Consider the following 13327-nt stretch of genomic DNA (forward strand, 5'->3'; position numbering starts at 1 on the left):
CCCGGGGGCGGATCGGTGGTGGAGGCCGGAGGTTCAGGCGGGATCCGCCGGTTCAGGCAGGATCCGCCGTGCCGGTCCAGGAGGCACGGAACGCCGCGGTGGTCGCGGCGACGGTGGTGGCGACCTCGGCCGGGCTGGCCGGGTTCGGGGCATTGTCGAACAGGGCCGCCAAGCCCGCGACGGCCTTCTCCGCGCGGGGGCGCCAGTTTTCTTCCCAGGCGGCGAGAACCGCGGCGTTGTCGGGGCGTCCGGCGATGGCGTGGCGGGCCAGGGCCGCGCTCCACGCCCGGCTGCGGGCGCCGTCGACGCCGGACTCGCGCAGCAGCTGGGCGGTCAGGCCGTCGCCGTTGGCGTCCGCGAGATCGGCGAGGGCGGTCTTGAGCAGGGTGTCGAGCGCCGGCTTGACGACGAGGTTCAGTGCCGTGAAGGCCTCCGCCCAGTCGTAGGCGACCAGCAACCGCTCCAGCGCCTCTCGGGCGGGTTGCCAGGCCGGGTCGTCTTCCCAGAACCGTCGGGTGACCCGGCTGTCGGCGAGGTCGGCGCCGTGGACCAACGACAGCGCCTTGGCCCGGTAGGCGATCCACTGCAGAGCGCGCAGTTCGTCGGCGGCCTGGAAGAACGCGGCGTTGCTGACGTAGGCGCTGGGTCCGAGTTGGCCGACGTACAGGCTGGTGATCTGCAGCACGTGGAACAGGTAGCGGGCGGGCAGGTAAAGCCGCGCGAGGACGCCCACCCAGACCGGGTCCAGGCCGGCATCCGCATCGAGGGCCTCGAAGTGGTCGACGACACCTTCGGCGTAGATCTCCCGGTCGTGCTGCAGGGCGATGTAGCGGCGGTAGTTGAGCTGGGCGGGGNCGCGGNACTCCTCCCAGTCCACGCCCCGCAGCGGCGAGCCCTCGCGGNAGCGCAGGNACCACCGGNTGATCGGACTGTTGGGATCAAGGTCGAACGGGGCCGGCTGCCGCCCGAAGTGGTAGTGGAAGTGGCCGGTGACGGTCTCGTACTCGTTGGGCTTGCGGCGGGCCCCGTCGAACACACTCCAGGNGCGCAGAGGCCTCGCCGTGGGGGNGGNGGNCATCCTCAGTCCTTCCGGTCCAGGTACCAGACGAGTTCGTCGTCGCTCACGTACCGCATCCGCCCGGCAAAGCCGGCGAGGGCGGGTTCGAGGGTGGCGAGCGGGACGGACCGGCCGGCGGCCTCCTCCAGGCTGGTGCGGGTGACCCGCAGGAAGCGGGGCGCGTTGATGCGCACGTAGCCGTTGCGGTCCTCCACGACCAGCGTCTGGTCGGGGTTGTCCTTCTCGATCGCGGCGTGCAGTGCCTCGACGACGTCCGGATCGAATCCGCGGACGATGGGGCCTACCAGGCGGCTGGAGTCGGCGGTCATGAAAATCGTCTCCCCGTCGGGGCCGCGGTCGCATCGCCACGGCAGCGGTGGTAGTGACGTCGGCCGTCGGGTGGGATCCCGACAATGATCCGCTCGCCGTCGGCGCGCACCGGGAAGCTGTACAGCCGGCAGTCGCTCGGGTTGAGGCTCTCGCCGGTCGCCAGGTCGAACTCCCAATGATGCGCGGCGCAGGTGAGCACCCCGTCCTCGACGGCGCCGTTGACCAGCGGGAACCGCGAGTGCGGGCACACCGCCTGGTACGCCCGTAGCGCCCCGCCGGGCAGGTGTGCCAGCAGCACCTGCTCGGCGCCCGCGGTCACCTCGAGCACATCGCCTTCCCACACCTCGTCCAGCGAGGCGACGTCGGTCCACGCCACTGTGGTGCCACCCGCCGACGCACCACCCGCCGACGCGCTACTCATCGAAGAAGGCTTCGACATGGTCGAGCGGGCCGACGCCGGCCTCGCCGATGCGCGCCTCGCGGGCGAGCACCTGACCGTTGTGGCGGATCCCCACCGGCGCGTCGCTGGCCGGCAGACGCCGGCCCACAACGTGGTGAGCGATCTTTTGGCCGACGACCTCGACGGTGTCGGCGTCGTCCACCGCCACCAGCAGCGACACGAAGTCGTGTTCGAAAACCGCGCTCAGCGGCAGCAGAGCCATCGGGCCCCCTCGGAGTGCTCGTGGACGTACTCGTGGACGTACTCGTGGACGTACTCGTGGCAGTGCTCCCGCGCTCCGGGGGTCACCTGTGCCCAAGACGTCATCGCCGTGCCGCCCTGGCGCCGGTTGCGCCCGCCGCCGCGGCCTGCGCCCAGGCGTAGCCGGTGGCATCCTGTCCCTGCTCGGCCGGCGACAGCCCCATGTAGGCGAGCACGCCGCCGAGGTCGGGCGGGCTGATCTCGCCGGCGAGGAACCGGTCCACCAGCGACCGGTGCCCGGCGAACCGCTCCGGACGCCGCGCGAAGATCCACTTGCAGGGTTCCGAGCAGAACAGGTAGTCACGGCCCCCGTGGGTGTGGCGCAGCGGAGCGGCCGAGGCCAGCGCGCCGGCCTCCACGCCGGCGGCCCGCACGATCGGCAGCTGGCACAGATTGCACACCAACGGCAGCGTCTCCGGGAAGGTGGCCTCGACCTTCCCCGCGCGGATGTTGTCGCCGATGGCATCCCAGTACTTGCCGAACGTGCGGTTCCAGCCCGGGTACTTCTCCTCCAGCCACACCCGCTCGTCCGCCGAGACGCCGGCGTCCGGGTTCCACCAGACCGTCGGCCGCCAGTTCCACACCCCGAGGTGAATCGCGTGGTGGTACCAGGTGAGTTCGTTGACGAACTCCTCCCAGTACCACGGATACTCCAGGCCAAAGTCCCGGAACTGGTCGGAGAACTGCTTGATCACCCACTCTTCGATGAATTCCTTGAACGACATCGTCCGATGCTCGAGCGGGGTGTAGTAGTCCATCGACNGGCCGGTCAGCAGCGCNAACNCCCGCCATGACCGCCAGAACATGTGATCGATGAGGAACTGGCCCCAGTCCTTGTGGCCGCCCTCGGCAAGGATCTTGATGGTCGGCTCGCCCTGCTGGGCATGGCGGGCCTCGTCCGTCTGGNTACTGGAGATCAGCGATCCGAACTCCAGGTCGCCCACCTTGATCGCGTCGGCCGCCATGCCGAGGAACTGCAGGTTCGTGAAACCGGTCTCAAGGGTGAAGGTGAGCTGCAGCGCGATCGACAGCGCGTCGTTGGCGACGAACATGTCGTCGAACAGCTGCCGGACCGCGAGCACGATCCAGTCGTTCGTGTGGAACGCCTTGAGCGCCCAGTCGGCCCGCGGCTCCTTCCCGATCAACCCATAGGGGAAGAACGCCTGGATCTGGCCGTGCCGGACCTCGTCGAGCGTGCCGAACGTCGCCGTATTGCGCCACGCCGCCGCCCGCCCGAACCGGCCCATCCGCGCCTCACCGATGGAGGCGAGGTACTCCGGCATCGTGATCGCGCCGTAGTGCGCCAGGATCACCGACTTCCATCCCGGGTCGAGCTTCTCGAACAGCGCCGAGCGGGCGATCGCGTTCTTGACCGAGTACGTCGTGGTGTCCTTCGTCACCTGGTTGTGCACGTACTCCCGATAAGTGATCTTGTATGGCTCGTCCCAGGCCAGCCACCCCTCGGCTGGGACCCGGCCCGTCCCCGACAGCTCCTCTGGGAAGACGTCCTGCTCGGACACATAGCCAAACGACCAGTTGGTGTCGCGGGCAAGGTCGTACCAGTCACTGCGGGCAAGCTTCGGCATGCTCGCCTCCTTGGTGTTCCCCCACGGACGCGGACCGAACCCGCCCGGTCCGGCGACGCTCCCGCGCCGCACGGCCCAACCCGGCATCGGCCGCTATCTCGACAATTTCAGTCGACAAGGAGAACTATGTGCGGGACGACCTTTGATGTCAAGGACTCCTAACGATCCGGTCCGGGCGGATCGGATTGCTAAGGTCCACTCGCGGGTTCCGACCTTCCCCGTTACGACCCTCGCGGCGGGTCGGCCGTCGCGAACCCGGGAAAGTCCCAACGGCAGGAGGCAGCGGTGCTGGCGATACACGCGGCGTTCGGACCGTGCGCGTGAGACCGCCCGGCACCCCCGAGGAACGCCACCCCGGACTCGACGCGAAGATCGTGGCCGCCCTCGACCGGATCGGCGAGGCCCTGCAGGTGCTCGCCCGCCGCCTGGCCGAGGCGCACGACCTGTCCCCCNCCCAGCTTCGGGTCCTCGCCCGCATCTATGCGGGACCNCCCCCGCCGGCCCGAACCAGCGCGCTGGCACGTGAACTCGACGTGGCCGACCCCACCGTCAGCGACGCCGTGGCGGCCCTGCGCCGCAAAGGGCTCGTAGGCCGCCAGCAGGACCCCGCCGACCGGCGTCACTACCGGCTACACCTCACCGCCGACGGCCAACGGACCGCGCACGCGGTCTCCCGGTGGACCGCCCCGGTCGAGGTAGCGACCTCCACGATCCCCCGCCCGGACGGCGAGCACCTGCTCGCAACCCTCCTGGACCTGCTGGAATGCCTGCACGCCGAACATCTGATCAGCGTGACGCGCGCGTGCACCNCCTGCCGGCACTTCNANCCCNCNCCCCGCCACGCCCGACCCGCCCGCCACGCCCAACCCACTGTTCACCGCTGCGCGTTCTTCGACTACCGCCTCGGACCGTCCGACATCCGGGTCGACTGCCCGGAACNCCTCNCCCAGGAGGAGTTCGCCCGCCGCGGCGCCGCGGGCGGCCGGTAACACCGAACGGGGCCAACCGGGTCATGCACGTCAACGTCCACAGCGCCGCGGTCGGCCTGCCCGACGGCACGCCTGCGGGGTCCGTTGTCGACAGCTCACCGATCAGCTGCGCGAGGAGGGGGCCTGCGGGCCCATCATCACGAGACACTAGTCGGGGTAGGGCACCTCGGCGCGTGCCTTCTGGAGTGCGGCGGCCCACCAGGCAAGCTGGTTGAACAACGTCTTGGCGTAGCCGGGAGCGTCGGGATCAGCTGGCCGGCCAGCATCCCAGTTCACGAAGTAGTTCGGGAATGCCAGCCCGTCGCGAATGGTCACCGCGTGCAGCTCGGTGAGGACGTTCTCCAGGTGCAGGACCGCGTGCCGACCACCCGCCGCGCCGCCGTAGCTGACAAAAGCGACCGGCTTCGCGGTCCACTGGGTGAAGTGCCAGTCGATGGCAGCCTTCAGTGACGCCGGGTAACTATGGTTGTATTCGGGGGTTACTAGGACGAACGCGTCCGCGGCGTCGAGTCGCGCGGTCAGGGGTGCCATGCCCGCCGGGCGCGGGTATGAGTCTCCGGCGTACTTCGGCGACGCGGCGGGCAGGGATAGGGGGATCTCAAAGTCGGCGAGGTCGACGACCTCTACGTCGAAGCTCCCATGCGCGGAGGCCTGTTCGGCGACCCATGAGGCCACGACCGGTCCGAACCTCGCCTCGCGCACGCTGCCGACGACGATGACAAGTTTGCTGGTTTCGCTCATGCGTCACATGTTCGGTCGCGCCGGCAGCGGCAGCCAGACCGAGCGCAGGCTGGCCCTGATAGGGCCAGCCTCGGACGGCGTACCGAGGCCGTGCCGGTCTTACAGTGAAGAGCGTGAGTACGCCGCTGGGTGACTTCCTCCGCGCCAGGCGCGATGCCACCCGGCCCGAGACGCTCGGCCTGCCGGCAGGCCCCCGGCGCCGCGTCCCGGGGCTACGGCGGTCGGAGCTGGCTTCGCTGGCAGGAATCAGCGTTGAGTATCTCGTCCGGATCGAGCAGGGGAGCGACCGCAACCCATCGGCCTCCGTCGTCAACGCGCTCGCCGACGCGCTGCGCCTCGACGTCTCCGAGCGGGAGCACCTGCGCTACCTGGCCAAGATCGCCGCTGGCGTGTGTATCGGCCCGCTCACCCAACCTCGGCTGGAGGTCAGGCAGACAGTGCTCAAGCTGCTCGACCAGCTCGAGCCAGGGATCGCACTGGTCACCAACCGCCTGGGTGACATCCTCGCGTACACCAGTGGCTTCGACCTGGTCGCCCGACCGTCGGGGCTGCTCGATACCGACAGGCCCAACCTCACGCGCTTCGTCTTCACCGACAGGCGCGCCCGCGAGGTCTTCCCGGAATGGGATCAGATCGCCGACGAACGAGCCTTCGACCTGTGGCACGGCCCGTCGGCCGAGCGCTCGGCCCAATTCAGGGCGGAACTCGCTCCGGTCGCCGGCGACGACTTCACCCAGCGACTGAACCGGCACGCGCTACCACGGCGCGGTCCGCTGCGGTGGACACACCCCGTGGTTGGTGAACTGCGGCTTGACCGCGAGGTCCTGGAGCTCCCACCCGCCGATGCTCAGCAGCTGGTGGTATTCCTTCCCGCCGACGACACGACCGCCGACACGTTGAACCGGTTGCGCAGGAGGGGCGGTACCAGCCTGCGTGCCGTCAACTGAGCAAATATGGCGGCACGCCGCCACTCTTATCGAAGTCAAGCAGGTCCAGGTGTCCCCGTGGAGCAGTACCCGCGGGGGCTCGGTGTTCNCCGGCATCTGANCGCCGCGATCGNCCGNCCTGCCAGCATGATCGATCCTGGGCTCGCCCGCCACATCCGCGACGACTGTCCGATACGACACTGACGTAACGGTATGGTTGGTTTTCGTGGTACCGGAGCGCCAGGAAGGACCGAGGGACCCGATGGAACGTGCAGCGTGACGGCCCGGCAGCGAGGTCGGGCCGGGTACCGGGCTCGCCCGGGCAGGCCGTTATGGATGCCGCTGACCGCACTGACGATGGTGATGGCTGTTGTGCTGGGCGTGGCGGCCTGCTCGGATCAGCCCGAGCGTCCCCGCGCTCCGCGGCCGTCACCAACCACCACGCCCCCCTCCGCCGTGGAGCCGGCACCGTCCGGGCTGGGCTGGGTATCCGGCGCCAATGGAAACTTCCCGGCAGACGTGACCGCGTGGGCGGCGTGGACCCGCCGTCCCGTCGACCTCGCGATCGTTTTCACGGACCGCGCCAACTGNCCGAGCATCACCACGGCGTCCTGGCCGGTCGGGGCGTTCACCCGGGCAGCCTTTCCCGGGGAGCTGTCGGTGGCGCAACCGCTGTACCCGCAGAACGGCAATGAACAGGCGTGCGCTCGCGGTGAGTACGACGGCTACTGGGCCCAGTTCGGGCAGACTCTGTCGAAGTACGGCCGCGGCGACGCCTACGTGCGCCTCGGCTGGGAGTTCAACGGGGACTGGTTCTGGTGGCACGTCCGGGATCCGCAGGCGTGGAAAAGCTGCTTCCAACACGCCGCCACCGCGATCCGGTCGACCGCTCCGCACGTGAAGATCGACTGGAACATGACCGCGCACCGCGACAGCCTGCCCGGCAGCGGCGCGGACGTCTGGTCCGCCTACCCCGGCGACGCCTACGTCGACGTCGTCAGCATCGACTCCTACGACTCCTATCCGGCGTCCACGACGGAGCAGGTCTGGACCCGGCAATGCCAGCAGCGTTCCGGGCTGTGCACCGTCGCCGCCTTCGCCCGCGCCCACGGCAAGCGGTTCGCCGTCCCCGAATGGGGACTGGTGCGCTCGACCGGCGGTGGCGGCGACAACCCGTTCTACATCGAGAAGATGCACGAGTTCTTCGCGGCGAACGCCGGACTCCTCGCCTACGAGGCCTACTACAACAACGCGGAAGCTGACAACGTGCAATCCTCCCTGCACAACCCGAACCTGAGCCCGAACAGCNCCCGCCGCTATCTCGGCCTGTTCGGAAAGGACTGACGGCGGCGCCGGCGCGGACGTGGCCGTCGGCGACGTGTCCGCCTGCCAGCAAGCCGAGGGTGATCCCCGGGGGCTCTGTTGCGTTACGGGGAAGCTGGGCNTGCCAGCGGGCCGGGGCGTCTGTCGGTCAGATAGCGGTAGCGAGTTCGGTGAACGCGGCGGCCAGCCTCAGCTGTGGGTTGCTGTCGATCCCGAGTTCGGAAGTGGCCGCGGCGGACGTTCTGGACTAAGGCGTGTCCGGCGCTGAGAGTTTGGACCGAGCGCAGCCATTTCAGCCCGCGCGGCGTCGTGCTTTGAGTCGGCCGTGGTCGGCTTCGATCCGGTTGTTCTCCCGGGCGGCGTCGACATGGCAGGCATCCCAGGCAGCAGCTCGTCGAGGAGCCTCGGGTAGACAGGTGCCTTATCGGTGGTGATCGCCACCGGCCGCCGACCATGCGTCAGCGCCCGAACGAACGAACCGTCAGGACCGCGACGGCGCCCGCCAACTGCTGGTCGACCACTACTTCACCGCCCCCAGCTGCCGGTTCCTGTTCGTGGACGACGTAGCTGAGGACAGCCTTGACCGGGGCATGCCGGGAAGGGCGGGAGCAGTCCTGACGTACGCGGGTCTTCGCGTCCGAGAGTCGTAGGCCCAACGCTACCGGCCACCGGACAGCCTGCTCACGTTCCTCGACAACCTCTGTCCTGTCTGGTGGCGGGCAGGTTCGTGGCCGGCCGAGGGCCGTGGAGCGGGACGGAGGTCTCGTAGTAGTCCGAGCATACGGCGGGTTCGCCGGCCGGNTCGTGACCTGGGCCGCCACCGTCATGAAGACCACCGTGGAGATCGTCCGGAAGAAGGAAGGACAGAAAGGCTTCCAGCCGCTTCCGAAGCGGTGGGTGGTGGAACCGCACCCTGGCCTGGATCGCCGGCCACCGCCGCCTCGCTCGGGACTACGAACGCGACCCGGCCAGCTCTGCCACCTTCGTCCACTGGGCCATGATCCGCACCATGGCCCGTCGTAAACATTCAGCTTCATTGTTGATGTTGCTGTGAGTGGTTGGCGCTCGTTCCGGGTCCGACTGTTGGCTGATGTGTGGCGCATCGGATCTGGTGCGTGTGGTGATGTGGTGGGGTGCCGCCGCCGGAGGAGATGTCGCGTGAGGAGCTGGTTGCTCTCGTGGTGGCGCGGGCGGGGCTGATCGAACAGCTGCGGGCCGGGATCGCCGAGCGGGAGGAGCGGCTGGCTGGGCAGGAACGTCGGGTCGAGGAGCTGGCGGCGGAGGTCGACCGGTTGAGGCGGGCGGGCTCGCGGAACTCGGGGAACCCGTCGTTGCCGCCGTCGTCGGACGGGGNGCTGCCGGGCCGGGNGGGGCCGAACCGGGCTGAGCGCCGTGCCGCCGGGGGCGGGAAGAAGAAACGTGGTAAGCAGCCGGGCAGGACGGGTGGACGCTGGCTTGGCGGGAGGACCCGGACCCCGGGTCGAGGCGCATTTTCCGGTCGGGGNGTGTGACTGCGGGGCGGCGCTGGCCGGGGCGAGGCCGGCGGGGGNCGCCCGTTCGCACCAGTCCCACGATCTCACCCCGGCCCGGGTCGACCGTGACCCAGCATGATCTCTACCGGGTCGTGTGCGGCTGCGGGCGCCGTCATGTGGCCGCCCGGCCCGGCGGGGTGACCGGGCTCGGCGTCGTAGCCCGCCGCCTCGACGATCTTGACCTGCTCCGCGAGGTCCTCGCCTACCTGGTGCTTCTCACGGAGCCGATCGACGGCCTGCCCGGCTGGTGGTGCCCCCACGGCCCCAGCCGCACGAAGGCCGGCCCGCCCGGTGGGCATGGCAACCACGGGATCGCCCACGGCATCACGGGCCCCGCCGCGCTTCTGGCCCTCGCCCTGCTCGACGGCGTCCGAGTCGACGGACAGGAACAGGCGCTCAGGACGATCTGCCAGTGGCTCGATACCTGGCGGCGGCCAGCCAGCGAANGATCGTGGTGGCCGGAGTTCGTCACGCTCGACGACCTCGACCGCGGCGAGCCCCGCCAACGCGGCCCGCTGCGGCCGTCGTGGTGCTACGGCGCTCCGGGTATCGCCCGCACCCAACAGCTCGCCGCCCGCGCCCTCGGCGACACCACCCGCGAGCACCTCGCTGAAACGGCGTTCGCCGCCTGCATCCGCGACCCGGCCCAACTGGCCCGGCTCACTGAACCCGGCCTCTGCCACGGGACCGCCGGGCTACTCGCCACCGCACGCCGGATCGCGGCCGACGCGCGAACCCCTATCGCCCTCGCACCGCTGCTGCGTCTGCACCAGGACACCGCCGCTGCGGCGGACGCATCCCCTGGCTTCCTCGACGGGTCGGCCGGGGCCGAGCTCGCCGTGGCCGGGACCACGACGTCTTGGGACGCCTGCCTCCTGCTTTGCTGACCGGAAGGCCCGACATGCACGAGACCCCATGGAAACAGCTGAACATCCGCTACCCCGGCCCGCAGCCCCGCGGGCGGGAAGACCAAGCCATCGGTCACCTGGCGCGCATCCTGCCCCGCGCCGAGGCGGACGGGCTCATCACCTCCTGGTTCTTCATCCGCGTTCTTCATCCGCAAGGGCGCCTGGCGCATCCGCTACCTGACCGCGCAGGACACGGACGGCCAGTACGACACGACCACCGACCGCCCCCACGCGCTGCTCACCGATGGAGTCCGCTGGACCGCCGACATCTACGAGCCAGAGGTCCACGCCTTCGGCGGCCCCGCCAGCATGAACGCCGCCCACGAGCTGTTCCACCACGACAGCAACCACCTGCTGTCGTTCCTCGCCACCAACCCGACCAACCGGCGCGAACACTCCCTCGTGCTGTGCACGGCGCTCATGCGCACCGCAGGACTCGACTTCAACGAGCAAGGAGATGTCTGGGCACGGATCGCAGAGCAGCGCTCGGTCTTCGCCAACCCGCCGTCGGACCCGCAGGTCTGGGCCTCCTTCACAGGCGACGTCCACCGTCTCCTCGTCGGCGAAGCCCGCGCAGACCTCCTCGGCAGCTGGCTCGACGCGTTCGAGGACGCGGGCGGAACGCTCCGGAAGCTCCGCGAAGAGGGCCAGCTTACCCGTTGGATACGTGCCATCATCGCACTACACGTGATCTTCCACTGGAACCGGCTCGGCCTCCCCGCCCGCGCACAGGCCATCCTCGCGACTGCCGCCCGGCAAGCCGTCCTCGGTCCCGCCCATCACCTTGATCGGCTACGCCCTGACCATCCCCGGCTCCTACGCTCAGGGTCCGCCCTGTGACACCTTCTAGCGTCGCCGTGCGCGCCGCCGTAGGGAGACTTCGTCGATGGGTCCCGGCGTCAGACCTCGCCAGCCTGCGGGGGCCCGAGATGGCCGGTCACTTCCACCCAGNCGGGCTCACGGTCCGTGCCACGGGCCACGACGACCATCAACCGCCGCCCGACGGCAACCTGGAGCCGATCGAAGTCGCGGCTGGCGGCGCCACGCTGCCGGCGGTAGGCGCCCAGCTGCGCGGGTTCCAGCGGCCGGTCGAGGACGCCGAGGAAAAGGCGCAGGTTGGAAGGGCCGACCAGATCCGCGGTCACCCACTCCCCGCGCACGGTCCGGCCGAAGGCACCATGTTCCCGGCCCCGCGTCGGTGGCGGCGCGGTCGCGAACAGCCGATCCTCAAGCGCCGCCGCCCTCGCCATGGCCCGGTTCCGATCCGGCGGGATCTGCCCTGCCCGAGCCGGCCCGCTGGGCGCATCAGGACTCGGCGCGTACGAAGCCGCGCTGGCCGGGGCCTGATATCGAACAGGTCGACATCGTCGGTGATGACTGCGTTACCGCCGTCCCGGACGAGCTGGTAGCCGTCGACGGCGGAGTCCGCGATGGACGGATCGAATCCGGCGCGGACCAGGTCAGTCCGCTGGCGACCAGCGCCTGTTCGCCGGCACGGTGCCTGGGCGAGGGCAGATTGTCGGCGTCATCGGCTTTCCCGCCGATGGCGGACAGCTTGACAACCTTCCGGACGCCGTAGGCACGGGCCGCCTGAATCATGGCCAGGTCATGCTCGGCGACCGAGCCGGTGGGGCTCGGAGCGGTCAGCAGGAAGACGCTGTCCACACCAGCGACCGCGCTGTGGAGCGAGTCAGCACGTTCGAAGTCGGCCTGCACGACATCGATCAGCGCGCCATCAGGAAGACGGAGACGGGCTGGTTCTCGCGTCATCGCCCGAATCCGAGCGCCCCGGCCGACTAGGAGGCGCAGCACCTCGCGACCGACGGTGCCGGTCGCACCAGTAATCAAGATCATGGGACCATCGTGGTGGCGACGGACCGCGGTTTCTAGGAAATTCCGGCACACCGGTACAGGAGTTGACCTACGAGAAGCCCCGTCCCCAACGACTACTGTGGTCACCGGCCTCACCCGGGCCGCCTACCACCCGAGCAAGGCCATCCCTCTGTGCATCCAGGTGCGGATCACCATCGGCTTCGTGCCGACGGTGCTCGGGATCGCCGCGGCCTGGGGGCCGGCAGCGACCTGGCCTGCCTGCCGGTCTTCGTGTTCTGCCTGCTCCTGCAGCGCCACATCGTCGGGGGCGTGGCGCGGCGAGGCTCACAGTCGGCTTGTCGACGTCCTGCTCGGCCATGCTCAGCGGGCGCGTCCGCAGCGGCACGATACGTCCCGCGCCCGAGTGGACCACTGCCCCTCGCGGTGCGGAGCTGCCCGCGATGATGAAATGACCGGCCGGCGAGCCGACGTCGACCATGTCTCTACTCTACCAATGACAGATACCCTGATCTCCCAATAGCAGCAGGCCGTCAGGTCTGCCAATCCGACCGCCAGCAGGGAGCACCGCACCACGCGGATCGCGATCGTGTTGGACGGCTTGCGCGTGGCGCGTGGCGCGTGGCGCGTGGCCGAGGGCCATCTCATGGCCTGGGCGACGGTACTCGGATCGCCGCGGGTAGGCACCGGCCGCCCATGATCCTGTTTACCCGACGGCACGGCGGATGCCGCCGATGACAAGACGCAGGCCGAAGTCGAAGTGCTCCTTCTGGTGCGGAGCAGGGAGATGGTCGAGCGCAGCGAACAGCTGCGGGTGACGTCGTGGACCGACCGGGCCAATGAGCCGTGCGGCGCTCGCGGACGGATCGGGCAGAGCGGCGGCGAGTTGTTCCTCAGTTGTTCCTCAGTGCTGTGACTGACCACGTAGTAAGTGATCGTGTCCGTCGACCACGCGGCATCTCGGCTGGACAGTCCCCCCACGCGGAGAGCGGAGACCAATTGTTCGCCGTACGCCAGCGCGTCGGGCAGGGGAAAGAAGACGCCCGCGAACAGCCGAGCACCGTCGCGGCGAGACAGCCGTGCCTCGTGCAGACGATGAGCGAGTTGGGCGACCTGGTCGTGCCAGGGCTGGCGCTCGTCGAGGTCTGACGTCACTCCGGCCAGCAGCGCGTCGACCATCGCCTCCAGCAGCAATGGCACCGGCAGCGAACCACCGCCGGAACGGCACGACAACACAAACCCCGGATTCACATCAATCAATCACCAGCATTCGACCCGACCGCCAACCGCGACGATGGGCCGGTGAACTCATAGCTGACGCACAGGTGCCGTAAAGGCCAGGTTCAGCTATCCCCGCGATGCTTGCCGCCGTGCAGAATCAGTTGCCATCCGCGAACGGCGGCTC

The 13327-nt window shown here is 69.5% G+C and carries 11 protein-coding genes and 5 pseudogenes; 7 read left to right on the top strand and 9 right to left on the bottom strand.

Features of this window, described 5'->3' with window-relative positions; all coding sequences use genetic code 11:
- Positions 1 to 52: 52 nt before the first annotated feature.
- The 5 genes from ALLO2_RS09010 to ALLO2_RS09030 form a co-directional block, all read right to left on the bottom strand.
- Positions 53 to 1036: an aromatic/alkene monooxygenase hydroxylase subunit beta gene (locus ALLO2_RS09010; protein ID WP_232234984.1), complete on the bottom strand. Its 984-nt coding sequence runs from the start codon at positions 1034 to 1036 to the stop codon at positions 53 to 55.
- Between the two features lie 44 nt (positions 1037 to 1080).
- Positions 1081 to 1386, bottom strand: a complete 306-nt coding sequence (locus ALLO2_RS09015) for an MmoB/DmpM family protein (protein ID WP_011434683.1) — start codon at positions 1384 to 1386, stop codon at positions 1081 to 1083.
- Entirely contained in the window at positions 1383 to 1808 is a 426-nt protein-coding gene (locus tag ALLO2_RS09020; protein ID WP_023840149.1) for a Rieske 2Fe-2S domain-containing protein, read from the bottom strand. The genes ALLO2_RS09015 and ALLO2_RS09020 overlap by 4 nt, the downstream gene beginning before the upstream one ends.
- Positions 1801 to 2049: a toluene-4-monooxygenase system B family protein gene (locus ALLO2_RS09025; protein ID WP_011434681.1), complete on the bottom strand. Its 249-nt coding sequence runs from the start codon at positions 2047 to 2049 to the stop codon at positions 1801 to 1803. Before ALLO2_RS09025 ends, ALLO2_RS09020 begins: the two co-directional genes overlap by 8 nt.
- A gap of 100 nt (positions 2050 to 2149) precedes the next feature.
- Positions 2150 to 3673, bottom strand: coding sequence for an aromatic/alkene/methane monooxygenase hydroxylase/oxygenase subunit alpha (locus ALLO2_RS09030; RefSeq protein WP_035731205.1), 1524 nt, complete (start codon positions 3671 to 3673; stop codon positions 2150 to 2152).
- A 314-nt stretch (positions 3674 to 3987) separates the two neighbouring features.
- Here ALLO2_RS09030 and ALLO2_RS23245 point away from each other — a divergent pair, with 314 nt between their 5' ends.
- Positions 3988 to 4662 carry a MarR family winged helix-turn-helix transcriptional regulator gene (locus ALLO2_RS23245; RefSeq protein WP_051875024.1) on the top strand — a complete coding sequence of 225 codons (675 nt, stop codon included), beginning with the start codon at positions 3988 to 3990 and terminating at the stop codon, positions 4660 to 4662.
- A gap of 147 nt (positions 4663 to 4809) precedes the next feature.
- On the opposite strand, the gene ALLO2_RS09040 is transcribed toward ALLO2_RS23245, so the two are convergent.
- Positions 4810 to 5403: an NADPH-dependent FMN reductase gene (locus ALLO2_RS09040; RefSeq protein ID WP_011434678.1), complete on the bottom strand. Its 594-nt coding sequence runs from the start codon at positions 5401 to 5403 to the stop codon at positions 4810 to 4812.
- Positions 5404 to 5516: 113 nt separating this feature from the next.
- On the opposite strand from ALLO2_RS09040, the gene ALLO2_RS09045 reads away from it, so the two are divergent.
- Together ALLO2_RS09045 and ALLO2_RS09050 are read left to right on the top strand one after the other, a co-directional pair.
- Positions 5517 to 6350, top strand: coding sequence for a helix-turn-helix domain-containing protein (locus ALLO2_RS09045; RefSeq protein WP_011434677.1), 834 nt, complete (start codon positions 5517 to 5519; stop codon positions 6348 to 6350).
- A gap of 315 nt (positions 6351 to 6665) precedes the next feature.
- Complete coding sequence (locus ALLO2_RS09050) at positions 6666 to 7673, top strand: glycoside hydrolase family 26 protein (RefSeq protein WP_369808136.1); 1008 nt, start codon at positions 6666 to 6668, stop codon at positions 7671 to 7673.
- Between the two features lie 127 nt (positions 7674 to 7800).
- Here the strand turns inward: ALLO2_RS09050 and ALLO2_RS24230 are convergent.
- Positions 7801 to 8126: pseudogene (locus tag ALLO2_RS24230) on the bottom strand (DDE-type integrase/transposase/recombinase); the annotation flags it as partial.
- 303 nt (positions 8127 to 8429) lie between these two features.
- Between ALLO2_RS24230 and ALLO2_RS28150 the strand changes: the two are divergent.
- From ALLO2_RS28150 to ALLO2_RS09070, 3 pseudogenes are all read left to right on the top strand, one after another.
- A pseudogene (locus ALLO2_RS28150) lies at positions 8430 to 8601 on the top strand (IS5/IS1182 family transposase); the annotation flags it as partial.
- 717 nt (positions 8602 to 9318) lie between these two features.
- A pseudogene (locus ALLO2_RS09065) lies at positions 9319 to 10071 on the top strand (lanthionine synthetase C family protein); the annotation flags it as partial.
- A gap of 14 nt (positions 10072 to 10085) precedes the next feature.
- A pseudogene (locus tag ALLO2_RS09070) lies at positions 10086 to 10932 on the top strand (thiopeptide-type bacteriocin biosynthesis protein).
- Between the two features lie 465 nt (positions 10933 to 11397).
- Here ALLO2_RS09070 and ALLO2_RS09080 read toward each other — a convergent pair.
- A complete protein-coding gene (locus ALLO2_RS09080) occupies positions 11398 to 11946 on the bottom strand; it encodes an SDR family oxidoreductase (protein WP_023840159.1) in 549 nt (182 codons plus the stop codon).
- Positions 11947 to 12709: 763 nt separating this feature from the next.
- Between ALLO2_RS09080 and ALLO2_RS27795 the strand changes: the two genes are divergently transcribed.
- Positions 12710 to 12838: a hypothetical protein gene (locus tag ALLO2_RS27795; RefSeq protein ID WP_255361092.1), complete on the top strand. Its 129-nt coding sequence runs from the start codon at positions 12710 to 12712 to the stop codon at positions 12836 to 12838.
- A gap of 29 nt (positions 12839 to 12867) precedes the next feature.
- On the opposite strand, the pseudogene ALLO2_RS28155 reads toward ALLO2_RS27795, so the two are convergent.
- Positions 12868 to 13101, bottom strand: a pseudogene (locus ALLO2_RS28155) (TetR/AcrR family transcriptional regulator C-terminal domain-containing protein); the annotation flags it as partial.
- Between the last annotated feature and the right edge of the window lie 226 nt (positions 13102 to 13327).

This window comes from Frankia sp. Allo2, assembly GCF_000733325.1.
In the GTDB taxonomy this organism is placed as follows: Bacteria; Actinomycetota; Actinomycetes; order Frankiales; family Frankiaceae; genus Frankia; species Frankia casuarinae.